Annotated in this window: 29 protein-coding genes and 1 pseudogene; 18 read left to right on the top strand and 12 right to left on the bottom strand. The window is 34.2% G+C overall.

What is annotated here, in order from left to right; all coding sequences use genetic code 11:
• The first annotated feature begins 27 nt into the window (after positions 1–27).
• The 14 genes from NKOR_RS06205 to NKOR_RS06145 all read left to right on the top strand — a co-directional run bounded on the left by NKOR_RS06205 (position 28) and on the right by NKOR_RS06145 (position 9,817).
• Complete coding sequence (locus NKOR_RS06205) at positions 28–1,740, top strand: cache domain-containing protein (protein ID WP_014963512.1); 1,713 nt, start codon at positions 28–30, stop codon at positions 1,738–1,740.
• 193 nt (positions 1,741–1,933) lie between these two features.
• A complete protein-coding gene (locus NKOR_RS06200) occupies positions 1,934–2,269 on the top strand; it encodes a hypothetical protein (protein ID WP_014963511.1) in 336 nt (111 codons plus the stop codon).
• Positions 2,270–2,420: 151 nt separating this feature from the next.
• Entirely contained in the window at positions 2,421–3,182 is a 762-nt protein-coding gene (locus tag NKOR_RS06195; protein WP_238535957.1) for a hypothetical protein, read from the top strand.
• Between the two features lie 51 nt (positions 3,183–3,233).
• Positions 3,234–5,024 carry a hypothetical protein gene (locus NKOR_RS06190; protein ID WP_014963509.1) on the top strand — a complete coding sequence of 597 codons (1,791 nt, stop codon included), beginning with the start codon at positions 3,234–3,236 and terminating at the stop codon, positions 5,022–5,024.
• Complete coding sequence (locus tag NKOR_RS06185) at positions 5,014–5,553, top strand: hypothetical protein (RefSeq protein WP_014963508.1); 540 nt, start codon at positions 5,014–5,016, stop codon at positions 5,551–5,553. The genes NKOR_RS06190 and NKOR_RS06185 overlap by 11 nt, the downstream gene beginning before the upstream one ends.
• Positions 5,550–6,284 (top strand): hypothetical protein, encoded by a 735-nt coding sequence (locus NKOR_RS06180; RefSeq protein ID WP_014963507.1) that lies wholly within the window; start codon positions 5,550–5,552, stop codon positions 6,282–6,284. Before NKOR_RS06185 ends, NKOR_RS06180 begins: the two co-directional genes overlap by 4 nt.
• A complete protein-coding gene (locus NKOR_RS06175; RefSeq protein WP_014963506.1) occupies positions 6,281–6,730 on the top strand; it encodes a zinc ribbon domain-containing protein in 450 nt (149 codons plus the stop codon). The genes NKOR_RS06180 and NKOR_RS06175 overlap by 4 nt, the downstream gene beginning before the upstream one ends.
• Positions 6,720–7,166, top strand: coding sequence for a hypothetical protein (locus tag NKOR_RS06170; protein WP_232202933.1), 447 nt, complete (start codon positions 6,720–6,722; stop codon positions 7,164–7,166). Before NKOR_RS06175 ends, NKOR_RS06170 begins: the two co-directional genes overlap by 11 nt.
• A gap of 6 nt (positions 7,167–7,172) precedes the next feature.
• Positions 7,173–7,724, top strand: coding sequence for a hypothetical protein (locus tag NKOR_RS06165; protein ID WP_014963504.1), 552 nt, complete (start codon positions 7,173–7,175; stop codon positions 7,722–7,724).
• A gap of 53 nt (positions 7,725–7,777) precedes the next feature.
• Positions 7,778–8,443, top strand: a complete 666-nt coding sequence (locus NKOR_RS06160) for a hypothetical protein (protein ID WP_014963503.1) — start codon at positions 7,778–7,780, stop codon at positions 8,441–8,443.
• Position 8,444: 1 nt separating this feature from the next.
• On the top strand, positions 8,445–8,678 hold the full coding sequence (locus NKOR_RS06155; protein WP_232202932.1) for a hypothetical protein: 234 nt from the start codon (positions 8,445–8,447) through the stop codon (positions 8,676–8,678).
• Between the two features lie 147 nt (positions 8,679–8,825).
• A complete protein-coding gene (locus tag NKOR_RS10050; protein ID WP_016939261.1) occupies positions 8,826–8,984 on the top strand; it encodes a hypothetical protein in 159 nt (52 codons plus the stop codon).
• 56 nt (positions 8,985–9,040) lie between these two features.
• On the top strand, positions 9,041–9,559 hold the full coding sequence (locus tag NKOR_RS06150) for a hypothetical protein (protein ID WP_014963501.1): 519 nt from the start codon (positions 9,041–9,043) through the stop codon (positions 9,557–9,559).
• 3 nt (positions 9,560–9,562) lie between these two features.
• The gene (locus NKOR_RS06145) at positions 9,563–9,817 is read left to right on the top strand and encodes a hypothetical protein (protein ID WP_014963500.1); all 255 of its coding nucleotides are present in this window, start codon (positions 9,563–9,565) and stop codon (positions 9,815–9,817) included.
• 35 nt (positions 9,818–9,852) lie between these two features.
• Here NKOR_RS06145 and NKOR_RS06140 read toward each other — a convergent pair whose 3' ends face one another.
• Positions 9,853–10,227 (bottom strand): hypothetical protein, encoded by a 375-nt coding sequence (locus NKOR_RS06140; protein WP_016939260.1) that lies wholly within the window; start codon positions 10,225–10,227, stop codon positions 9,853–9,855.
• Between the two features lie 193 nt (positions 10,228–10,420).
• Here NKOR_RS06140 and NKOR_RS06135 point away from each other — a divergent pair, with 193 nt between their 5' ends.
• On the top strand, positions 10,421–10,651 hold the full coding sequence (locus NKOR_RS06135; protein ID WP_232202931.1) for a hypothetical protein: 231 nt from the start codon (positions 10,421–10,423) through the stop codon (positions 10,649–10,651).
• 35 nt (positions 10,652–10,686) lie between these two features.
• Here NKOR_RS06135 and NKOR_RS06130 read toward each other — a convergent pair whose 3' ends face one another.
• Both NKOR_RS06130 and NKOR_RS06125 read right to left on the bottom strand, forming a co-directional pair.
• Positions 10,687–11,832 (bottom strand): glycosyltransferase, encoded by a 1,146-nt coding sequence (locus tag NKOR_RS06130; RefSeq protein ID WP_014963497.1) that lies wholly within the window; start codon positions 11,830–11,832, stop codon positions 10,687–10,689.
• Positions 11,833–11,890: 58 nt separating this feature from the next.
• Complete coding sequence (locus NKOR_RS06125) at positions 11,891–13,333, bottom strand: ArnT family glycosyltransferase (RefSeq protein WP_014963496.1); 1,443 nt, start codon at positions 13,331–13,333, stop codon at positions 11,891–11,893.
• A gap of 297 nt (positions 13,334–13,630) precedes the next feature.
• Here NKOR_RS06125 and NKOR_RS06120 point away from each other — a divergent pair, with 297 nt between their 5' ends.
• Positions 13,631–13,840: a hypothetical protein gene (locus NKOR_RS06120; RefSeq protein WP_016939259.1), complete on the top strand. Its 210-nt coding sequence runs from the start codon at positions 13,631–13,633 to the stop codon at positions 13,838–13,840.
• Positions 13,841–13,980: 140 nt separating this feature from the next.
• Here NKOR_RS06120 and NKOR_RS06110 read toward each other — a convergent pair.
• The 3 genes and pseudogenes from NKOR_RS06110 to NKOR_RS06100 all read right to left on the bottom strand — a co-directional run bounded on the left by NKOR_RS06110 (position 13,981) and on the right by NKOR_RS06100 (position 17,240).
• Positions 13,981–15,164 (bottom strand): annotated as a pseudogene (locus NKOR_RS06110) (porin PorA family protein).
• Between the two features lie 479 nt (positions 15,165–15,643).
• Positions 15,644–16,795, bottom strand: a complete 1,152-nt coding sequence (locus NKOR_RS06105) for a PEFG-CTERM sorting domain-containing protein (RefSeq protein ID WP_014963493.1) — start codon at positions 16,793–16,795, stop codon at positions 15,644–15,646.
• A 154-nt stretch (positions 16,796–16,949) separates the two neighbouring features.
• Entirely contained in the window at positions 16,950–17,240 is a 291-nt protein-coding gene (locus NKOR_RS06100) for a hypothetical protein (RefSeq protein ID WP_232212272.1), read from the bottom strand.
• Between the two features lie 158 nt (positions 17,241–17,398).
• Between NKOR_RS06100 and NKOR_RS06095 the strand changes: the two genes are divergently transcribed.
• Positions 17,399–18,061 carry a universal stress protein gene (locus NKOR_RS06095; protein ID WP_014963491.1) on the top strand — a complete coding sequence of 221 codons (663 nt, stop codon included), beginning with the start codon at positions 17,399–17,401 and terminating at the stop codon, positions 18,059–18,061.
• 2 nt (positions 18,062–18,063) lie between these two features.
• Here NKOR_RS06095 and NKOR_RS10580 read toward each other — a convergent pair whose 3' ends face one another.
• Together NKOR_RS10580 and NKOR_RS10575 are read right to left on the bottom strand one after the other, a co-directional pair.
• Positions 18,064–18,462 (bottom strand): SLC5/6 family protein, encoded by a 399-nt coding sequence (locus NKOR_RS10580; RefSeq protein WP_187146193.1) that lies wholly within the window; start codon positions 18,460–18,462, stop codon positions 18,064–18,066.
• Positions 18,459–19,367, bottom strand: a complete 909-nt coding sequence (locus NKOR_RS10575; protein WP_049800836.1) for a sodium-dependent transporter — start codon at positions 19,365–19,367, stop codon at positions 18,459–18,461. Before NKOR_RS10575 ends, NKOR_RS10580 begins: the two co-directional genes overlap by 4 nt.
• A gap of 238 nt (positions 19,368–19,605) precedes the next feature.
• Between NKOR_RS10575 and NKOR_RS06080 the strand changes: the two genes are divergently transcribed.
• Positions 19,606–19,782: a CDGSH iron-sulfur domain-containing protein gene (locus tag NKOR_RS06080; protein WP_016939252.1), complete on the top strand. Its 177-nt coding sequence runs from the start codon at positions 19,606–19,608 to the stop codon at positions 19,780–19,782.
• A gap of 25 nt (positions 19,783–19,807) precedes the next feature.
• Here the strand turns inward: NKOR_RS06080 and NKOR_RS06075 are convergent, their stop codons facing one another.
• The 4 genes from NKOR_RS06075 to NKOR_RS06060 all read right to left on the bottom strand — a co-directional run bounded on the left by NKOR_RS06075 (position 19,808) and on the right by NKOR_RS06060 (position 23,144).
• Positions 19,808–20,293 carry a mechanosensitive ion channel domain-containing protein gene (locus NKOR_RS06075; protein ID WP_014963489.1) on the bottom strand — a complete coding sequence of 162 codons (486 nt, stop codon included), beginning with the start codon at positions 20,291–20,293 and terminating at the stop codon, positions 19,808–19,810.
• A 130-nt stretch (positions 20,294–20,423) separates the two neighbouring features.
• Positions 20,424–22,118, bottom strand: coding sequence for a mechanosensitive ion channel family protein (locus NKOR_RS06070; protein WP_014963488.1), 1,695 nt, complete (start codon positions 22,116–22,118; stop codon positions 20,424–20,426).
• 236 nt (positions 22,119–22,354) lie between these two features.
• Positions 22,355–22,582: a hypothetical protein gene (locus NKOR_RS06065; protein ID WP_014963487.1), complete on the bottom strand. Its 228-nt coding sequence runs from the start codon at positions 22,580–22,582 to the stop codon at positions 22,355–22,357.
• 148 nt (positions 22,583–22,730) lie between these two features.
• The gene (locus tag NKOR_RS06060; protein ID WP_014963486.1) at positions 22,731–23,144 is read right to left on the bottom strand and encodes a hypothetical protein; all 414 of its coding nucleotides are present in this window, start codon (positions 23,142–23,144) and stop codon (positions 22,731–22,733) included.
• Positions 23,145–23,292: the final 148 nt, after the last annotated feature.

Genomic DNA, 23,292 nt, shown 5'->3' with positions numbered 1-23,292 from the left:
AATACTCAGAAATCTATTACAAATCAAATGAAGTCTTTTGTAAGTATCAGTACCAAACTGATTGTGTTGATGCTTGCCATAAGCATAGCATCAATTGCAGTGACTACTGGACTTGCCTATAATTTTGCAGACAGCGTAATTAAAAACAATGTAAAAGAGTCGCTAAAAGATGAATCCGAAACACGTGGTCAGGTAATCTCATCCATTATTGAATCACGAATTACAAAATTACAAAGCTTCTCACAAAATCAGGTTATCCGAGAATCCTTTGATGTTTTGATTCCTGGACTTGATGATATTTCATTTCATAATATTCTTGTAGAACAACTTCCACATATTCAGACTGAATTTCATTCATTCCAGTTAAATGAGTTTGAAGCTGGAATACGGGATCTTCAAATTATTAACATGAGGGGAAAACCAATTTTCTCATTAAATGAAAAAATTGATCCTATAACCTACATCAAAGGCAATTACAAAGTAAGTAAAACTACTGTTGAATTTACACAAGATCCTGACAAAAACCGACTAATGAAAATCTCACTGCCTATTTTTTCAGATACTGGCAATCAAGTGGGTGTGATGATTGCAAGTATGGGCAGCTCTGTGTTTGATGATGTTTTGCTGAACAGATTTGGTTTGCATGAAACAGGTGAGGTTTACTTGGTAAGTAAAAACAAGATGATGCTTTCTGAATCAATATTTTTTGAAAATGCACCGTTTAACCAAAAAGTAGACACATTTGCAGTAAGGGAATGCTTTGATAATGGAAGAAATGTAGAGGCTGCAGATTATACAGATTACAGAAATGTTGACATCTTTGGGTATTCTTACTGTCAAAAAGACCTAGGATTTGTCTTGTTGACTGAGGTTGATGAGTCTTCTATCTTAAAACCAATTACAGAATTACAAAACAAGATAATAATTGTTGGAATCAGTCTTATCGTCATTGCAAGTATTGTTACACTGATTTTATCAAGAAGAATATCACAACCAATTCTCAAATTACGTAATGCAGCTAAGGAAATATCTTCAGGGAATTTTGATGTTAGAACAAACATCAAAACAAATGATGAGATTGAGCAGTTATCTGCATCCTTTGATAATATGGCAAAGACCATAGAAGAAACAATCTCTGCAATAGGAAAACGAGAAAACATAATCAAGCAACAAGGAAATATTCTGTCTAAATTCTTTGAAGAAAAGCAGGACAGTTATGTGTGTTTGATAGATCTTGTTGGTTCTGTGAAAATATCTGAGTCTCTATCTGCAGAACAAAAACAAAAGTATGGTCATATTTTCTCTGATTCAGTAGTTCCTGTAATAAAAAAATACGAAGGAATCCCGATCAAAATTGTAGATGATGCCATTTTGTTTTATTTCCCAGTTTCTGATAACAAAGATACTTTGTCAAATATGCTCAAATGTTGCATCGAATTGTCCCAAATGTATGGTGAACTAAATGAGAAAACTACTTCTGAGAATCTTCCTGGCATATCTTACAGAATAAGTTCTGCATATGGGTTGGTTCATGCAGCTAAGACTGCTGATTTGTCCCTTGATGACATCTTTGGTGAGCCTGTAAACACTGTGTTCAAGATTAATCATTATGCCTTACCAAATACTGTAGTAATTGATGATTCTGTATATGATAAAGCCAAGGATTTGGATTTCAAATTTACAAAGATGAGTCAGAGTCTCGTCCGCAATTTGGAGTACTCGCTCTATATTGTATCCTGACAAAATGAACAAGGGAGAATATAGTGAATAAAGTAATGGTGTGTATTTGATATTGTTTCTTCAATCCCTTTTGTGCCTAAAGGGGCTAAAATAGTTGACTCTAGTTGGTCAACCCTAAAAATATTTTTTCGTACTCAGAATACAAAAGATAAGAAGGGTTTATCAATGTCAAAATCGCCAAATCATCACTAACATGAAACCTCTGCTGATTGCCATGTCTGTGGCTGTTCTGGGCTTGTTTGGCACTGCATACGCCCAGCCATTAGATGACATTGATACTGCTGTGATTGAATATGACGGTTCCCTGGCATCAGTACAAGTGACATGGAATAACGATGATGCAGTATCGTATTATGAGGTGGGATGTGTAAGCTGTGTTCCTAATTTTTCTCAAAACACATCTGATAATGAAATAGTTCTAGCTGATATTACTTCTCTTGAAAACGGCCTTGCAGTTCTCTATGTCATTGCGTATCATGATGACAGCGACATGGTTACTGTAAAGCAAGTTATGCTGAACTTGCATTGATGCTTTTCTTCTAAAATAAACTTCCTTTATGCGTAAAAACTCAAAATTTTACTAATCATTCATCAGTTCCTGTTATATGTAAAAGTCCAGTCGATTTTTCATGGTGGGTACAGCAGTTATTGGGATCAGTTTTGTCTTTATGCTGTTTTTCATGCCTTCTGTATTTGCTGAACATGTTGATGACCGATACGGGACATTTTACGGTCAAGTTGGAAACCCTGTTGCTATACACACTTCAGTGAACAACCCAAACAATTACGGCACAACTGCATCAATTGAGTATATTTTTGAAAACATAGAAGGTGACAACTATTGGGATACAAAACAGCATTCAGGTGACGTATCTCCTGGAAAAAGTTTTGGGACTCATCAGAATTACTTTCTTGATGATGTTGGAAGGTTTTTCATAATGATTGTTGGAAAGGTCAATGGAGATATAGTTCAAACATCAAAGTCTGAATACATAATATTTGAAAAATATTCTGCTGCTGCACTAAATGGATGTGCCCCTGAACGTGAGTTGGTGGTAAAACCTGATTACAGCAAAGCTGTTTGCGTGTTTGAAGAGTCCGTTCTAAAATTAGTTCAGAGAGGATGGGTTGCAAAAACTATTTTCTCTGATGAACCAATTTTAGATTATTACAAAACACTGCCAGAGGTTGTAGCATTTTACAGCGTGTATGATGACGCGGATGTACTCTTTGATGATAACATCCTGTCTTATTTTGCAGGAGACGGAGATAATTTCAGCGTTAGAATGAATCTGAATCTGGACCAAAACCACAACATAAAAGACATATCATTTCATTGCTATGCTCAACGAGTCCATCAGACAGATGTTGCACAAGAAAACATTTTGAATTTCTTGGGAACATACACCTGTGATGAAACTGGCGTGCACAAAAATAACTAGATATCATACATCAGAAGCACTTTTCAATGATGTGATGAATTTTCATACAGTATGAAGTATTTTTTGATTTTGTCATTTGTTGCAATTTTGTTTATGCCTCAAGCATTTGCAGAATCATCATTTAATGGAAATTCAAGTATAGATCCGCCATTATCTGAAGTAGTTGCAGGCAAATCAACTGAAATGACCATCCGATTCTTGTATACTTCAGGACCTTACACGATGAATGATTTTTCCCCTGTAATTGAGGTAAACCCATCAAGTGCCAGACAATTTGTTCAAGTTGACGTTGATTCCATAGAAATCACGCAAGGACAGATCAAAAGAATTCCAGTGACCCTTACTGTAGACCCTCAGATTGAGCATAACAAAATCTTTCTTAGCATTTCATATGTTGGGCATCATTTTCAAACTGATGAACTGCAAAAAAGCTCATGGAATGATCAGGTCGCACTTGATGTTCTAGTACAAGACAGTACTGATTCTGAAAAATACCGATTCATTGATTTTTCATATGCTCATATGGTTGGGGAGCCCATACAGTTCATTTTAGAAAAGACTGCTGATGCTGACTGCAATTCGTATGATGCAAAGATAATTGATGAAGAAGGAAACTTTGTTTTGGGATGGGGTGCAGAAATATCGTGTTCTCCTGACTTGACCTCCAGTTCAATTCCGATACAAACCAAAATTGGATACAATGAAGACCGTCCAATAATTATCAATGATTCTGGAAAATACTATCTTGAGATAGACTTTGATGATGTACACATTAGCAAAGAATTTGTCGTAAGGCAAAATCCTTCTGGTATGTCACTTGACCGTACTGTCTATCCTGTTCCATGGTCGATGTCCCCTCTTAAACAATTCAAGTCAGGAGTTCCATCTGATGAGATTCAGTGCAGAGACTCATTAACTCTGGTTACAAAAAACAATGGCACTCCTGCATGTGTAAAAGAACACACTCTTCTAAAATTAGTTGAGCGAAATCTGATCATCACATCAAAAGCAGAAAGAGACCTTATGCTGGATGCAGGATACAAACTATACCCTGGTGTTGGTTGGGTAAAAGATACTCAAGAAAATAGAATAACTCGTGAACCTCCATCAGAATATCCTAATTCTTGCCCTCCTTGGAAATTTTATAATGAAACTGAAAAAAACTGCAAAGTGGTACTTCCATGTCCTGATAATATGTTCCTCAGTGACGTAAGTCAAGAATGTGAATTTAAGAGAACTCTTCCTCCTGAACCAGAACCCATTGATACTGATCAACAGACTCTACTTGATGCGCGAGACAAACTCCGAGAAGCATATCATGCCAATGTGTCTTGGGGCTCGTTTAACATCAAAGATGTAATTGTAGGTTATGGGATTGGTGATGGATTTTTGATTGTAGATATTCTTGAAAAATATTATGATTCTGATAGAAAACTAATCGAACAAAAAATAATTGATATTACTGGCGGGGATGTGGACATTGAGTTTAATTCATCAGATGCAATAATTCCAACAAGTATGGAATCTGTATTTCCGTATGTCTGGAATGGCTTTTTGCACAGAAATGGGGTTGAATTTACTCCAAAAGAGCAATCCTATGCAAACAATGACATTGGATATGATGGTGTTCACCGCGTATGCTCTCCGATAATTGCATCCAATGGGACTGAACTGTATGTCTCATCTGTGTTTGTCTATGAGCCCTTTGAGATAACAGGAACATACATTGACAAAATACAACCTGATGACTGTTATAAAATTTGGAAGACAGATACGATACTTGTAGAGCCTGACCTTGAACTTGGTCTGTGGCTGGAGAACTACTGGAAAGATGAAAACTAGACTCTTGATAATATTTGTAATCTTTGGACTGTTTTTGTCAATTCCATATTCTTTTGCATCTTGCATAGTAAACGAAGACTGGCCAGATGCTCCATGCCTTGATTCTATTGGAAATGGAAAATATGATCAAGGAGAAGTAAACAAATGGAGTCAATACTACTCTTTCAAAGGCACTGAATTCATGGAACAAAAACGCATTGAACTTGAAAAGGCAATCAATGAAAACACTCTGCAAGAATGGGTAGATGAATCAATTCAGAACAGAAACGTGTATGAATATTATTTTTTTTCTGGAAGAGCTCCCAACACGGGTGAATATTTTGGGCAATTTGAAGAATTCATGATTAATGAAAGTTCAACAGATCATGACCCATATACTGATGATGAACGATATCAACTGGCTTCAAATAAAGTAGAACTTGGAGGTCTTGGAATTGATCCTGATTTTAACATGTATGTAATAATTCTTGGAATTTTATCTGGAGTTGGAATTGGAGTCGGTTTGGTGTTTTTTTGGAGAAGAAAATGAAAACTAGAATTTTGATAATGCTTGGCATCATTGGAGTCACATTAGCTCCATTTGTTTTTCTTAATGCAGATGCTAGTTGTGACAAACAAGTGGGAACTGCTGATGAATCATGTACTCCTGATGAACTTTTAGAAATCTGTCGTACTCTTTGGAGTCCAAGATATGATGGTAGTGCAACTCCTGGCAATATTTTTTGTAGGGCAGTTGATGATTTGGATTTAAACGAAGATGACGTTAGAAAACTAGGAATTCATCTAGATTGGGAAAACTATGCAATACAATCATCTAAAGATTTCATAGGTGGTTGGGGGTTTTATCAAGACAATGCAATTCAAGACACCTTGCAGATTCATCCCTCGATTAGCATGAGGAATTCTTTACCTCCTGACATGAAAGTCAAAATTTCTTTTGATTATGTTGATGAATCTGAGATTAAAAGATTTGATGAATCTATGGACATATACCTGAAATACAATCCAGACATAATTCCATTACCTGAAAACACTTGGGTGATAATGCCATCACCAGAGTCTAAACGTTCACTTCCTACTAACCAGTTAGATGAAATGTGTGAAAATGGGCAAGCACTATGTCAGCCTAGGAACATAATGCATGGTCCAAATATTTTGGCATCTAAAACTAGCTCAGAGGATGTGTTTTTGGCAGTTCTTGCTAGCAGTCTTGGCGTGTCTTTTATTGTTGGAATTATCTATTGGTGGAAACGAAAATGAAATCCATCTTCATTGGAATAATATCTGCAATTGTTGTTTTCTTTTTGATTCAAACAGTCATGCCATTTCCATATGGGTTGATTTTGGGAATTGTATCTGCTGGAGCAATTTTATGGTATACAAAAAAACATGCTTTTAGAGATAAAGACTCTCTTCTGAATTATAGACGAATTGATCCAATCAACGAATATGAAAAAGAACAAAACGATGAGGCATTGAGAATATTAGAAAAAAAATACATTGAAGAAAAAATCACCAAAGAAGAATATTTGAAAAAGAAAAAAGAGTTTGAAAACTTGGAATACCATCCAAGGAAATGCAATTTCTGTGGATCTGAAGAGTTTGAATTTATTTCAAAAGATCAAACTAGAAAAACAAACGAGTCTGATTCTGATCTTGGCGATTACAAATGCAAAATATGTGGAAAAAAAGAAAATGAAAACTAGAACGCTGATTACCTTTACATTGCTTGGAATTGTTCTGGGCTTTATGGTCTTTTATTTTTCCACATACGTTCCTTCATACAATGAAGGAATGGGACTGATGTATTCAGATGATCCAGAAATGTATGCTCCATTTCTAGACAAATATCCTGTTTACCAAATGCAAGAGACCGACTATGACGACGTTCCAAAAATAAAATACATGATGGATGTTTTACTTACTGTTGAAAATAATGGTGATCATGAATACGTCATCCATCAAGATTCAACTAATGAAAAATATGAAGTACGAATAACTCCTAATGAGTATAATATCCGAGTTGGAATGTCTCCATCTGAACTTGATCACTATAACAAATGGGTGGAAGACAAGTCAACAAATCTGTACAAGTATGAAGATGCTGTTTTTCTAATTCTCAATTGGGACAAGATTAACTGATAGAAAATGAAAACTAGATTTCTGATAATTATTGGAATAATTGTAGTTATGGTAATTATAATTGGTGTGTTATTGTTAATGATCAAGAATAATCAGGAATCAGAGTCACTGTTTGCTCCTCCAATAATAAACAAAGTACACCAACATGCAGGAATACTGTTCATGATCCATGGCGAAAAGTTTGATCTAAACGACCCCCAATACCAACAAGTAAGTTATTGGATAAATTTCCAGTCGCCCTATGATGATGTCATACACATTCATGGCGATAGGGTTACGGTTGGCTATCTGTTTGAAACGTTGAATTTTAAACTTGATGAAAAATGCATTGCAATTACAAATGGCACTAGTTATTGTACAGATGAAAGATATTCTCTAAAGTATTTTGTAAACGACAATATGATAGATGATGTTTCAGACTATGACGTAAGCGATGGGGATCGGATTTTGATTTCGTATGGCAATGAAACTCGTGCAGAGATTGAGCATCAGATAACCATGTTAAACGAAAAAGATGTAACTGTCGATATGGAACATCTGCTTGGAAAACAAAACTAAAGATACAAAACATCAGAAGCACTTTTCAATGATAAAATAAGACTTCATACAGTATGAAGTATCTTGTAATTCTACTAATTATTGCCAGTTTTACCAGCATATCTTACGCTGTTCCGCAATTAGACCCATCACACGCATTTGATTATTCAGATATAGTTCTAGTTGGCAAAGTCATATCAGTAGAAATCTTATCTGAGCCAGAGGTTACAAAAACAGAAAACACTTCCACAGAGAGATTGGGGGTTGTCATGTATGAAATTGAAGCTGAAAAATATTTCAAAACATCCAGTTATAATCAAACAGTAACAGTTACGGGATTATTCACAAGAGAACCTCATGGAATGAGTTACGCAACTCAGCCATACCTGCAGGATCAAGTGGTTTTGCTATATCTTCAAAAAAATACTCATGGATATGCAGATACTGATTTGATAATCAGATTAGGGGATTCACAGGTAGTCAAGGAGATTATTTGCAAAGAAGGCAAAGGAGTACAAAGAGATATTTGTTCTGTTAATGGGCGCAATCTTTCTGTTTTGAAAAATATGAATCTAAATGAATCAGATAAGTTTGTTGATAATGATATATGCGGCAAAGGAACTGTTTTGGTAGACGGGATATGCCAAGCAATAAAAACAGACAAAGTTGGCTCTGATGCCCCATTCTTTGGAATTTTTGCATATCTTGACAATTTGATTTCATGGATATTTGGAAAATAAAATGAAAACTAGACTTTTGATAATAATTGGAATTGGAATTTTAATAGTTGTTAGCTCAACATATTTTACAATCGATTATTTGGAAAACAAACAACAAAATGAAGATGCACACAATAATAGATTTGTAAAAAATTGTATTCCTGGTGGACCTGATAAAATTGTCCCATCAATATTAATACAAAATCAAACCCATGAATTTGATCTTGGAAATTGTATGTGGATCTTGAAAAATTAAACTGGAAAATTATATTATAAAAAATTTCAGAAATTTGTAAATTATTTTTCAAGGATTGCAGTCATGTTTTTTTACTTGCAAATTTTGCAGTCATCTAATAGTGTCTAGAATAGAATATTTTATGAACTGCTCTTGTTCTGTATGGTTATGTCGCTTTCAGCAGAACACCTAGCATTATTTTTCATGTTGTTAGGATTCTCACCAATTATTGCAGGATTTCCTGTTTTATTCTTGATTAAAAACAGGCAATCCAAAAAAACACACCCAAAACCAAGGCAAACATTTGAAGAATCTTTTGGGCTATAAAAAACAAGTAAATCATCAGAAGCACTTTTCAATGACAGACTAGGATTTCATACATTATGAAGTATCTTGTAATCCTTTTGGTTTTAATTGGCATTATGGGCGGTTCCGATTCTTTTGCAGTACCACCAATGGAGAGAGTACCTTTACAGAATCTTGTAATTCAGGGGGTGGATGATTCTATGCCCATAAAATCAAATCAGCAATATACAATCCGAACTGATTACCAATCAAATTTTCCTAATACTGAATACGTGATATTGTATCAAATAACTAATGAAAAAAACCAAGTTGTGTTGCTAAGTTGGCTTGAAGGATTCCAGCAAAAATTAACTGATCAACCGGGTTCTTTTGTGTGTGGGGATAAAATATGCTACAACGAATGGACTTATTCTGAGCCATATGTTTGCGGAGATAAGATATGTGAAGGAAAATTTTATGCACAAAAGTTTGTGGAAACCTCCTGGCTTCCTACAGAACCTGGAAAATATCGAATAACAGCTTTTGCTTGGGAGAGTGTAGGTAATCCAACTGCGCTATCCCCTCCAATATCTACTGAAGTCATTGTTCAAGATTAGAAAATGAAAACACCTTACATGATTATTATTATTGGTACAGTAATTATTGGGATTTGGTTCTCTGGGTTAGCATTTGTTCAGATAACTCATATTCCAATTGAGTATTTTGCTGGGACAGTTAGTTACACTAGTATTGATGACAATGGGGTAAAAATTGAAACTGTTGGTGTGGCACCTGAATTTACAATACTCCCAATAACTGGGATATCATTGATTGTTGTTGGAGCATTTTACGCATTATGGAGAGTAGAAAAATGAAAACTAGCGTCTAGTTTGTATTGTAAAAAATATTTTTACTTTGAATTCCATGTACACGTATCATGATTAAACGAATGCGTGCTGTTTTCAATTATTTTATTTGGTGCAAATCCTCCCGGATTGCAAAACTCAACATATGGACTTAGACCAGAACTCTTGGTTTCTTCTGGAACGCTGCAGCTAATAGCTTTTGCTTTTCCAATTGCACTGTTTTTTGGAGTCCAATATTTGTTTGCAGAATCTTTTGCTATGATTTCGGGACATGACATTTTCTTTATCTCTTCTAATTCTGCTGCGGCATTAGGAAAAACAGTGTTTATCTTGTATTCCATTGTAACCACAAACACCCCCATCACTACAACTATACAAATAATTGGAATAATCCAATAACGAAGAGAATTTTCTTCCATGATTCTAATGGTTTGTATTCTATTTAACTGCGTAAAATCAACAGTATGGAAGAACCTGTGAATATCTGATTTTAAGATCATGAAAATAAAACAAACTGTAAAAATCCTGTACTTGCCACTTTGAATCTTTCAGTATTACTAAAATCAAAATTTTATCAATCATTATATGCGAAACATTTCTTGTACTGTTGTTTTGCAATCCATACTTTTGATAATTATCGGAATTGCATTAATGACTGAAGGATTTTTGGCAGTAATTTATTCATCATATGTCTTGCTTCCACCTGTTGAGCCACCAATAATGAAACCGATAGAAGGATTGGACTATGTTTTGTTTATGTATAAACAGACATTTTTGCTCAGTGGCATAATTGGAATCTTTGTAACTGTGGCAGGAGTTATTTTGCGGAGAAAAAGAAAATGAAAACTAGACTTTTGCTTACAGCATAATATGAAAATCTAGCTCCAGACTTTTTCTTTAAATGTCCATTTTTTGTTCAGTACAAAGTTGCTAAATGCCGCGGTTCCAACTGCCAATACCAATGCTACAGGGTATGACAAACTGAATTCATCTACCAGATAATACACCGTTCCTAGCTGGACTAGTGCCCCAATTGAGCTAAACCCTGCAAATTTTCCGTACTGAATAATGGTTCTCTTTGGTGCAAAGTCGCGGTCTTCAAATGTCCAGTATTTGTTTAGTGCAAAGTTGCTTGTAATTGAGAAAGCAATTCCAAGAATAGTCGCGTGTAGATACCACATGTCAAGACTGGATGAGAACAGTAGAGATGCAAGATAGTTTACACCAAGACCCAATGCTCCTACTGTAAAGAATCGCGCAGCCTTTGAGAAAAACCTGACAGAGATTCTTTTCTCAGACTTTGTTACTGTTTTACCGTATCTGTACAGTTTCCATACTGACTTGCAGTAATCAAGTATTGTTCCAGCCCCAAGTTTGCTTGAACCATCTTTTCTGTCGGTAAAAGTATATGGTACTTCTTGGATTTTTACCCCCTTGGTTTTTACCAACAATTCCAGCAACATCTTGTATCCTATTGCATCAAACTTTAGACCGTCAATGATGTTTTTTTTAAACGCAAAGAATCCCGACATTGGATCGTATAACTCTATGCCAAGTCCCTTTTTGGCAATTCCAGTTGCAATCTTGCTCATTAGTTTGCGTTTAAACGGCCACCCTTGAATGGAACCGCCTTTGACATATCGCGACGCAATTGCAATATCACATTTTGTCTGCTTTATTGTATCAATTAGTTTTGGAATAACATGGGGAGGGTGAGAAAAATCACTGTCCATCACCACTATTGTATGTCCTGATGCATGCTCTATTCCGCTTAGAATTGCAGAACTCAATCCGTCCCTTGCCTTTCTTTTGATTACGTTGATTGTGTGATGGGTCTTTTCTGCAATTGAATGAAAATAGTCTTCTGCAATCTTTGCAGTATTGTCAGGGGAATTGTCATCAACGACTATAGTTTCAGCTCTTAGATTCTCTGGAACTGACTTTTGAATATGCTCAAGTATCTCTGAGATATTCTGAGATTCGTTGTATGTTGGCAAGATTATAGAGACTTCAGTAGATTGCAATGGAATTTTCCTCTCAGATTTGGATTAAAATGTTTCATGTAAAAAATTACTTTTATGACTATGGTTTGATCCATTGACCCTCTCTAATATCAATAAGCATTCCTTCTTGGTTGACTCTCAAGTTTGTGTAAGGATAGATCCTATTATCAAACACAGTTGCAACATTTTCAAATGATTGAATAGATTCAGTGTTGTTGTAAGCATGGATAATCTCTACTCCTCTGTTACGGTCTAGCATAAAGTGCTCATCTGCAATTACGGTAATGACATTTGTAGGTATTGGATAAAACAAGATCATCGAATAGTCTATTGGAACATTTGAGATATCAAATACATCATAAAGAATCCAAGTATACACAGGACTAGCAAGAATTGTATTTTTATCATCTTGATTTTGCAGAACAAAAGACAATGCTTCAAACTGAGTTATGGACATGTCATTTGTGATTACTAAAAGTGTGCTAGACAATCCAAAGACTAGAATTGATACAATAACTATTCCATGTAGTCGTTTTGATTGCAATGTTTTGATCTTTTTTGGCAAATCAAGCAGCCATATGCTTGCTGCAATGCACAAAATCGGGATGAGTGGAATCCAGTGAAAGTATTGCTTGAATCCAACTAGTGACAGAAATACCATGAACGGTACAAACCAAAACAAGACAAACTTGTTTCTAGTTATTCCAGCATAGACAATTCCTGTCATGCCAATTGCAAACAGTACTGGATCAATGTAAAGAAAATATCCAATGATTTCAAATATACTGTTACTTCTTTGGCTTTGCCACAACACATCATTTATCCACAAATCAAACTGATCTAGCATAATTGCATTTGCAGGCCAAAGCATCGGAATCAGTAATACAGGCATTATCCAAATTATCATGTCAGAGAATTTTCTTCTCTTTTGATACACCAACCATATGACAAGTGGAATGAACACGAATGCAGGGATTTTTGTAAAGATTGCAAGACCAAGCAATATACCTGACAGAGGTGCAAGCCACACCTTCCCTTCCGGTTTTGCATAATGTATAGCAAGCAGTATTGATGCAAGCAAAAACGGCAAGAGTATAGAGTCAAGTAAGATTCTATCAAATATCCAAGTGTAGGGCATTACTGCAAATAGGGTAGAGGATATCAGTGCAACATTTGTTCCAAATTTTTCTCTTGCAATCAGGTAAACCAAGAATGTGCTCAGTATTGCAAGCATTCCCATAAACAGTCTTGGGATAAGATACAGACTTTGTAGGGATTGAGGATCAGCAGATACATCTGGAGGATAGTTTGTTATTTGCAAAACTCCTGCAAGAATTAACTGTCCAAGATACGGATGATCATAAAGATAACTCTCCTGAGGGCTGCCAGTTTCAATAGTAGTCATTGCACGTCGCATGTATATTCCCTCATCAAAGAAAATCTCAGGATACCCAACCGGATTTAGCAAATGCACAAAACTTGCAAGAACAAGTGGGATTAGAATAAGAAATTTTTTCTTCATTTTTAATTTCCTTTAAAGTAATATCTGCACATATTCATAAAGGCAAAGCCAAACTTGATACTAATAATGTTTTAACTAATTCTCAAAAACAGAAAATTATTTCTTATAGGTAGCAAAAAGACGGATAATTACCAAAATAAAAGAAGGTAATTCATAACTCATGAGAGAATAATTTCATACGGGTTTAAAAGAACTGTTTTTCAAATCATATTTTCATTATTGTCGTTGTGTGCGTAAACAGTCTTCGTTTTTTCATTTTTTAAAACTTGTTATATGTTCGAAAAAGAACAATGGGTTATGAATCAATGTTTACTAGCAAGAGAAAACACAAAAAATAGAATTGTCGCAATTGGATTGCTTTCTGTTTGGAATGGTTTTGTAACTGGTGATTTGAGACTCCAATCTATGATAGATTACGGGGTTAGTCTTGGAAAACATGTTTGGCACAATGATGATCAAGCAAGAAAAGAGGCTATTGAAACAATAACCTGTGAATTACTAGACTAAATCAACTAGAATGCAAGCATAAGATAAAGAAAACAGGAAAACTGAACTTTTGATAATTTGTGCCTAAACGGGGCTAAAATAGTGTCTAAAATGGTTGACTACTAGTCGGCTCTCCTGTATTTATTTTAAAATTTTTGGAATTATTTTGGTAATTGAATTATGAATCTTGTTGGTTCGTTCTTAACTGAAATACTTCCACCATGTTTTTCAATTGTTGTTTTAGTGCTTGCAAGGCCTAGACCTGTACCGTTTTTTTGGTAGTGTACAGTGGTTCAAAAATTTTCTTTATGTTGGATTTTGGTATTCCTGGCCCTGAGTCTGAAAATATTATTTCTATATGTTTTGAATTTTCTTTTGCAGAAATTGCTATTGTACCTTCATTTATTGCCTGAATAGAATTTGTAATTATGTTAGAAAATGCTGTTTCTATTTGATTGACATCGACTGTAACTGTAATGTCTGGTATGTCTTTTTCAAGATGTATGTCGTCTGGAATTTGAGAATTTTCAATTGATGCTTCTAAAACTGTTTTTAATGGTATTTTTTCTTTTTGTAATGGTTTATTTCTAACAAAATTCATTATGGAATTTATTTGATATGAAATTTTATCTGTACTTTTTTGAATTAACTCTATATTTTTTTTAATTTCAGAATTATTTGTGTGTTTTAATACATCTATATTTCCTTTTATGACTGTTAACGGATTTTTTAAATCATGAGCAATGTTTGCAGCAATATTTCCAATAATTGCCATTTGTTCTTTTTTCAGCGATTCTTTCTTTATGGTGTACAAAAATGTTAATAAAATCCAAATTGTTCCTACACCCAAAATTATTATTGATAATAATGCTGGAATCCAGAAATTAATAGTCTTAAGATTCTCTATTTCTGCTCTTGCATGCTGTGTTAAAATAAGTTCTGTAAATTCAGTTGTATGTTTTCCGCCTATTTGAATAGTGTTTACGCGTTTTCCATTTTCAACTAAATAATTGTCCCATTCTTTTTCAAATTTTACAAGATTTCCAGTTGTTGGTTCTATCCATAATCTTGATGTTGTATCTGTTAAAATCACATGTGGGGCAAATTGAGGAAATGCGCGTGATGTGTCTGCACCATTTGTCACTACTTCAAAAACATATGTTTCTAAACCGTTGACAACATCTGTTTTTTTAAACGTCATCGGATCATCATAAAATACAGCAGAATGAAAAAAGTCATAATTTTTTTTCTCAACACCTGGCAAAAATTTGAATCTTTTTCCTTCTTTATCTACGTGCGTTAGTGTGTATGCATTCACCTTGTAGATGTTATCAACATGAAACATTACTTCATCTGTCAATACGTTGGTACCCGTTACTGATGATTCTATTGTAAGTATGTCTCCGTCTCTTTCAATTACTTTTTCATATAATATGTCTCGTTGTAAGTATGGTCCGTGTAATTCTCCATAAACATCATCTACCATGGTGGTCTGTGCATCATATTCTAGAATCAACGAATAACTGTCATCTAATTTTTGAAATTCTGGAACCATTATGAAAAACCATAGCGATAAAGATAACATTACACTAGAAAATACGATGATTCCTTGAATGGTAATTCTCTTTGAATTATTCACATTTTTTATTATCTGCAAAACTAATAAATCGTTTTCATCTTTTTTATGACTATTTTTATTCCTAATGAGAAAATGTTGTCTGAGATGATTGAGTACTGTTGGCTTTTCTTAATGTTTGATCACTTTTGAAACAAACATTGTTAATTCCTTTAAGAATTAACTATGTGCAGAATAAAAAAGAGGAATTATAGTTTTGGAACTATGCTTAGTTTGGATTTTGCACTGACAGCAATTATTGACACTATGGCTACAACCAAAATCATAGTTGCAATTGTGCCAAATTCTGGAACTGCCTGAGTACCTATCACGTCAATAGTATGGACACTGTGACCATAACTTACCTCAACTTCGGTCTCATTTTCTGTATGTGACGTTATCACGGTTTTGTCGCTAGCTACTGCTTTTCCATCAATCATTATTTTGAGATCACCACTTACCATCGCTTTTGGAATTGATATGTGACTGACTCCTTTTGTACCTGATTGACCCTCGACTGTTACGGATACTTTCTTTTGATCTCCATTAAACTGGACATCTGTTATAGTCGAGTTTGTTGCTACTTTGACATCAAAATCTCCGTGCTCTTCAACATTGATTTTGAACACTTGAGGTGGAACTACAGCAACTTTGGTGCTGGCGCCCAAGTTTACCTTTCCGTTTAATCCTACAATGCTTGAAAGATCAGATTCAGTATTTACAGAAGCAGTAATTGTGTATGCTCCTTTTGATGCATCATCAGGCATCATGAACTCTGCAGAATATTCTCCCTCAGTAGTTATTTGTGATTTTGTCTCGTAAACAACATTTCGTTGTTTGTCAAGTAGATTTACTGTAACTGTATCACCTCCATCAAGATTTGCCAAAAGATCTGCCCATATGGAACCTTCAACCGTTATCATGTCCCCTGGTTTGTACAAATGCTGATTAGTTTGTAATCCAAATGAATTAGATGCACTAACTGCCGGCATTGGATACTTTGTAGGAAGTCCCACAATCATCTTTCCCTTTCCCATAGCTGTAACTCCAATGTTGCCAACTGTGGTTTGGACTTTTGTTTCAGATTTTGCAGATGCTTCTGACTGTGCCTCAGAGGATTGTTGAGATTCTGAAGATTCATTTTCTTGAGATTTAGGATTTGCTTCAGTCTTTGCTTCAGCTTTTGTTTCAGATTTTGCTGTTGCATTTGTTCCGCTATCTGCGCCAACATTAACACCTACATTTGCCTTTGTTTCAGATTCCACACCAACTTCAGTTTGTGCCATAACACTTGAAGGTGCTAAGATTAGCATGATTGATAGTAACAATAGAAAAGTCGTAGCTCTCATTGATTTAGTCATTGAAAAATAAGTGTTGGAATAGTACTTAAAAGATCATAATACTTGACAATAAAACCAAAAAATAATGAAAAAATTGGAACTTTCTAAACTTTCACAAAAATAATACCAATTTTAAAATAAAAAAATATTTGGCAGTAATAGAACCTGGGAAGAATTACTCTTCTCTGGCTTTGTCGTGAGTCCAATAGTATGCAATCTTTGATGGAACAAGCCAGAACCTCTTAGTTCCCCCATCAATTTCTATTAGATCTGATGAGTCGTCAAACTTTACATTGTGTTTGTGAAGTTCAAATTTCTCACCAGTGTCTGACATTACCATCAGCTCACCTTTGTCTTCAACTAGTTGTTGAAGTAGTTGTAGTTTTGACATACAATGGTTTAGTCTCAAAATTACTTTAGTTCTAATACTAAAATCAGCTGAAATTAACAAATACAGCTTATGCAAATTTGTGAATTTAAATTGCAATAATCATTTAATGCCTATTCGTATTGTTTTGTTCATTTTCTCCCTCACATCTTTTATTCAAATAAGCTGATGGTTTGAAAATATCAATTATAGCTTAATACATGATAAATCAAAATAATGCTAATTCAAAACATACTATGAACATTTATGATAAAAAACAAGTAAAGTGCTCTGTCTGTGGCAAGTTTATTGGAGAGATAGATATCAAATCCTCGATTCGTTTACCTTTATGTGAAAAATGTAATAGAAATGAGAAAAAAATTATTCGCAAAGGAATTGATAGCATCTTGGTTCCAGTAGACATATCTGAAAAATCAACAAGGGCATTAGATGCTGCCATATATTTTGCAAAACAATTGGGCTCAAAAATCACATTATTGTATGTTATTCCTGATCTCAAGGTGGGAAATAGGATCTTTATGAAAGAGATAGCAAAGGAACTTCAAAAAACTTCAAAAATATCCCTCAAGTATGCAAAAGATTACTGTGATGAAAGAAACATAGTAGCTAAACAAATGACTGTACGTGGTCATGAACCTGAAGAGATTATCAAAATCTCAAAAAAATCCAAATATGATATGATCATTATGGGCTCCTCAGGTAAAGGAATGCTAAAGGAGTTAATTTTTGGAAGTGTTTCTAATTTTGTAATGCAAAATTCAGACATTCCTGTGTTGATAGTAAAAGAAAAATCTGCAAAAATTGGAACAAAAACTCGTCTAAAACAAAGAAAACCAAATCCACGTCATGGTGAGGGAAGATCATTTTCAAAAATGAAAGAAAAAGCTGGACTCAAATAATCTTAAACAAACATACTTGTTAAAATAACCACTATTGAGGCAACTGGTGCTCCGAATTTAATGAATGATATTGCAGACTCTGGTATCTTGAGACTGGAATTAGTGTTGATATGTTCTAAGATCTTTGTTTTATCTACAACCCATGTAACTGCCACTACAAAGAGTAACTCTGATATGACAATTCCATATGTGCCAAAGATGTAATCCATCCCATCCAAAAAAGGCGTTCCAAAAATATTCAGATTTATTGGACTGTAGCTCAAAGCTGATGGTAGCCCTACTGCAAGCAGTCCCAAAGAAACAATTCTACTTGATTTTTTGTTAGATATTTTGAATGTGTCTTGTAGTGATGCGTTTGGAACTTGAAACATTCCCAATGCTGATGTCAGTCCTGCTATCAATAACAAAAAGAAAAAACAGAGCCAATTATGTATCCTATGTAAATATTTGAAAAGATAGTTGGCAACACTTCAAAAATCAATGGTATTCCTGCCTCTGGATCTAGTCTGTATGAAAAAACAAATGAAAATATCATCAACCCTGCAATTATTGAAATGGCAGTATTTGAGAAAATGATTATTCCTGATGAACGTGTCATGGAGTGTTTTCCTCGTAGATAACTGCTGTATGTCAGTAGGGAACCTGAACCTAGGGATAAAGAGAAAAATGCTTGGCCTAGTGCTATCGACCATGTATTTGGTTCTGTTATTTTAGAAAAGTCTGGGTTTAGGAAATAAGCAATCCCTTTGTCTGCATTTGGTAATGTTGTGGCATAAACCATTAAAGGAATGAGGATTGCAATTAGGCATAAAATTCCAACTTTGTTGAATAATTCTATCCCTGATGCGATTCCTCTATTAATGATCAAATAAGTAACAAACAAAATTGCCACAAATGACACTACGGGGAAAAATGTTTGTGAATACTGTTGGAAATCTAGGAATGATTGACCAAGATTTGATACAAAAAATGACAACACCCAGCCAAGAATCACAAGATAAAAACTCAAAATTGAGAAAGCCACTACCGCAATAAAGGCGCCTATCCACCGAAATTTTTTTGAAATGTTGGCCATTCCCGTCACTATTGACGATTTGTATTTGCGTCCTATTGCAAACTCTAAAAGCATCAGCAAAAATCCAAAGCTTGCTACAATTATCAAAAAAGGTACTAGGAATCCCCCGCCTCCGTTTTCTCCTGCAACATAAGGGAACCTCCAGATATTTCCCATTCCTACAGCAGAACCTATGCATGCTAACAGAAAACCGAACCCAGAATTCCATTTTTCTGATTGTTTTTCAGGCATGTTATAAAATAAAATTAAACGCGTGTTCGGTTTATGGTGTTAGTGTATTGTTTTTGTTGAGGAATTTTTCACTGTTGTATGTTACAACTAATCTGTTTTTCTGATCAACTAGAAATTGTTGCATATTTGTCATTGTTGATGTTGCCAACAAAACAACTTTAATCTTGTTTAACAACAAAGCTGAAATTAAATGAAAAAGCTTAGGTACTTTTTTTGATTATACTTATCAAATATGATCATGCCAAATGTAATTATCAAAGCATTAAAAGATGGTCCTTTGTTGGTTGAAGTTGATAAGAAAACTTCTGTTACATTGTGTAGATGTGGAAGATCCCAAACACAACCCAGCTGTGATGGAACACATGTAAAAACAGGATTTAAAGCAGAAAAATCCGAAATAAAAGTCACTGAATAAAGATTATTTAGAAATATGTGATTTTTTATTTTTCAAACTTTTTGTTTGGTATTTTTGAATTAGTTACTACGGATACTTCCTCATCAAATTTTTTGTTTGGTATTAGCATTATTCTAGAGTCTTCTAACTCTACAATTGTTTTTGTCAGGCCTATTTGGATGATTTTGCCTGATTTGTTTTCAAATTCAATCTTGCTTCCCACATTAATCCTTCTTCCCAATGCGATGCTCATACCGGAAATTGCATTTTGCAATTTGTTGAGATAAATAAATGTGAAAAATAACAATATTGCACTAAGTGATGTTACCACCTCTATTGCTGGTGAAAGAATTTTTAATGTTACTGCAAGATACATCACTTCTGCTATTGCAATAATTATGAAAATGACGCCTGTTGCTTTACCTGAGCCTAACAATGTCCTGAATTTTGTCAATTCAACTATCTTGACTATGATGAAAATCGATGCCGTGATGATAACTGAAATTATTGCAAAAAACGTATTTTCCTCCATCTTTTTAATTTATACAAAAATTGGATAAAACAATCTGTATTAGTTTGACATGATTTTCACTTTCATAGCTTAATTTCAAATTTAGAATTGAAAACTCCGATTACCGCGTGTCCGTAATCTCTCATTGTTGCTAAAATTCGTTCATTTTACCTGGACCGTACTCGTCATATGTTTTCTGTCTGTCTTTTTCTAGTTTTTCTATCTCTTTTTCTTCTTTGACTTGATCCCCTGAATAAATTGTGCGTATAGGCCATGGAATTCGAATATCATGTTTTTTAAATTCTTGGTACACCATCAATCTGAGATTGCTCTTCATTTTGAACTGTGAACCATAATTTCGAACATAAATCCACATCTGAAATATTAAAGCTGAATCCGCAAATTCGTCAAAGAGAACCCATGGTTGTTCCATGTCTGTTATTCCTTTATCACATCCACAACTAGGTTTATTCTGATCAAGATATGGACATCTTTCTTGTACTGCAAGATGCAATCCATTGTCATCTGTGACCTCTTTCATCGCCCTTTTTCCAACTTTAACTAGTATTGAACAAACTTGTTGTGGATCATTCAGGTAAGATGTCCCTATTCTTATTTGTGCAGGAACAAAATCATTATTTTTTGAATAATTGATTACTTTTGAACCTACCATCTGTCTAGTGGGGAAAATTGCAATTGATTCGTTTAATGCGTGTCTTATGTAAGTGATCCTTGTTGTGATTTTGTGAACATATCCATTATAATTATCAATTAAAACACGATCTCCTTCCATGAACACCTTGTCTTTTCGAATCATAAGATATGCAAACAGATTTTCTAAAGTTTCTTTTAATGCAAATCCAATACCTACACCTAATCCTGCCAGAGCTGTTGCTAAAACAAACAGATCTACGTTCCACCATACTAGAATACTAATCAAAAACCCTGAAAAAATTAGTGGCGGAATAAATGATGTTAATGATTTTGGCATTAACTCCTTTTGTTTTTCAGCATATCCTGAAGGTTTTGCTCCTGCTTTGACATGTGTATAGTAATTCAACCTTTTTTCCTGTCTCCATTGGGCAATTGAAAAAATCTCTGCAGGTTCTATGCCTGGACGGAGTTTGTGACCTGCGTTATTGTTCCCATTTACACATTTTTCATAATATTTTTCATACTTCTTTCTTTCAGATTCTTTCCATGTTTCAAAGGGGTTTTTTACTAAAGGGATTAGAACTCCTATTTCAAACTCTTCGCTTGTTCTATAATTTTCAAGCGTTTTTCGTCCTTCTTTTGTACTTAGAAGTTTTTCAAACTCTGCTTTGTCTAAATCTTCTGGAGGGTCTTCTGGGGGCTTCCATTTGTATATTTTATGGAAAAGATCATCTTCGTCATCTTCAAACCCTCTCTTGTCTCGCCATTTAATGAAATCTTTCCATTCTTCATTGGAAGTGTTGTGTTTTCTTAGAATTATTGGAATTAGATGTGCTACTGTATAACCTATAACAGCTAAGTTCATACTGTTTAAAATTTTCACAAATATTTGTTGAAGTTCTTTTTCATTTAGTTGAACTCCTGGAAAAATATCTATGATCTGAACATATTCATTCACAGATGTAATTAGAATAAATGCAAAAATCGGTAAAAGTGCAGTTCTTAAAAAATTTGATAAATGCGGTCTTGTATAACTGAATTTTCTTGTTAATATCCAGTTTGAAAATTTTCTATAGGCTAAAACAATGATGACAATTCCTATGCCTAATATCAAAAATGCAAATTGGAGTGATATGTTGGAAATTAACGCATCAAAAACAGAGTTGAATTCTCCAATCACTTCTTCAACCATGTTATTTCCTATAAACTAACAACAAAATTATTCTGCATTACACTGCTGTATGGAATTTTAATATTTATTTTCCAATAAGCTAATCTTTTTAAATTAATTTTTTAAGCTTATGTCTGAGCAATATTTGTTTAAATTATAATTACATACAAGATAGTCTTGATGTTGAATTCAAGAAATGTTTAACAAATAAAAACCAAGATTGTAGTATCAATTATGAAAAACAGGATCTCTGATTCCTATACTATAAAGTCATTAGATACTACGGATTCCATGTCATGCTCTTCAACATATTCTTCTAGATTGTCTACATATTCTTTGATAAATGGCATTGTATCTGTGGTGACCTCTAACGGTTTGTCAGAATATATGTTGTATAACCATGCATTTGCAATTGGAGTTGTACCTGTTAAAATTCCCGCTATGGCAATAACGGCAATTGTCAGGCAAATGTTGTTTGTATTCATGATATTAATTACTCTGCATAAAAGATAAAACCTCATAATGTATTTAGCTTAAAAAAATCACATCAGCTTATATGCCCATTTTTTTCTGAAAATTTTTGTGTATTTTGTTCTATTGCAATGAAAAATGTGTTTTAGTAATGTTGTTTAATTATGATTTGTTTTTCCACATCTTTTTCCAGGCGTTAAAGAACTCATTCATGAACAAATGATACGCTTCCAGAGAACTTATTGATTTTTGATACAATTTGTGTTCTAGAGATGCCTCAAAATTTTTAAAATCTGCAGATGCTGGCTTTGGCCCATTTAGAAAAGTCTCATAATCGTCCTTAATTGCTAAAAGGGAGCCATCATTTTTTACATCAATTTTGTCTAGCCATAAATCTATGAATTTGTTTCTTATTTCGGGTGAATCGTCTTTTGATTTCTCCATTATGTGTCTGTAAATCTTTTGAAGATCTTCTGCGTAAAACTGCATTGTAGTGAGATTCTCATCAAATTTTTTTAATCTGTCCTGGAATTGATCTTGTAATTCCTTCCATGATGTGGTTTGGTTTGTTTGCATATTGTATAATGAGCGTGACAATAAATAGATGATCTTAAGCTTAAAAGTTTATTATAATTATATCAGCTTATGAACTGTTATTTTTGTCTAATTCCTCATTGAGCATATGAGTAAAAGCTATCAAGATATACAAAATTTGAAAAATATC

The organism is Candidatus Nitrosopumilus koreensis AR1, from assembly GCF_000299365.1.
GTDB classification, from domain to species: Archaea; Thermoproteota; Nitrososphaeria; order Nitrososphaerales; family Nitrosopumilaceae; genus Nitrosopumilus; species Nitrosopumilus koreensis.
The sequence above is the reverse complement of the archived record's forward strand: the minus strand, read 5'-3'. Positions and strand labels throughout refer to the sequence as shown.